The organism is Nitratireductor sp. GCM10026969 (assembly GCF_042660605.1).
GTDB lineage: Bacteria > Pseudomonadota > Alphaproteobacteria > Rhizobiales > Rhizobiaceae > Chelativorans.
In genome coordinates, this window is the sequence record NZ_JBHSUM010000310.1 from 1 (window position 1) to 943 (window position 943).

Sequence of the window (943 nt, forward strand, 5' to 3'; positions counted from 1 at the left end):
GGGCTCTCCCGGCTGAAGCCGTGTGCCGGGCGACTGGCGGTCGGCCACCCCCTCCGGCCAGGCAATGGCGGGAAAGCGGTCGATCGGCCCGCGCGTGTAGACGATCATGGAGGCCATGCAATCGGCAAAGCGCGGCAGGCGGCAGGCGGCGCCCTCGGTGGCGGCGAGATGCGCCTCGATCAGCGGCGCCTCGTCGCTGTCGAAGATGTCGAGCGTGGCACCCGGACGCGGGTTCACCTCGACGAGATGCAGGGCGCCGCCCGAGCCGATGAAGTCGGCACTGCAGAGGCCTTTGAGCCCCGTGCGCGCCGTCAGGCGGCAAAGCCATCCGCTGATCGTTTGCGCCTGGTTGCGGTCGAAACGCTTGAGCCGCACCGCCCCCCCATAGCGGTGGGGGGCGGCCGGTGTCGGAGCTGTCCACTGCCGGCTGAAGCCGACAACGCGTGCCGCCCTCCCGTCACCGACGAAGAGGACGGAAACGCTCTGCCCGGGCACGAAACGCTGGAAGTAGCAGCCGGGTGCCGACACGGCCCCGTTCGCGCGGCGGACATGGGATCCCCCGGCGCCGCCGACCTTTTTCACCACCCAGTGTTCCGGGTCGGACGGCGCCGCCCAGGAGAAGGCCGGGTGGGGGATGCCGAGCGCCGCGCAATCCCGCGCCAGCCTCTGCGGGTCCTTTGTCCGCCGCACCGTCTCCGCCCCGTTGCCGGCAACGGGGAAGTGCCGGCCCATTTCCGCAATCAGCTCCGGCCGTCCCTCGAAGCCCGAGCCGTAGACGAGGGCCGCCGGCTCTTCGCTCCCGGCAAGGGCCTTCAGGCAATCGACAAGCGCTCCGCCGTCGATCCCCGAACGCAGGTCCCCGGGAAGCCGTGCCACCCGCCCGGCCAACACCCGCGTGTCGTCGTCGCAGAAGAAGTCCGCCACGAGCGGCCGATAGCCGGCG

General features: G+C 71.6%; 1 protein-coding gene. It reads right to left on the reverse strand.

Going from position 1 to position 943, the window contains the following annotated elements:
* Positions 1-943 (reverse strand): ATP-grasp domain-containing protein (locus ACFP9U_RS25190; RefSeq protein ID WP_378625635.1); only part of this gene is annotated, 943 nt, incomplete at both ends.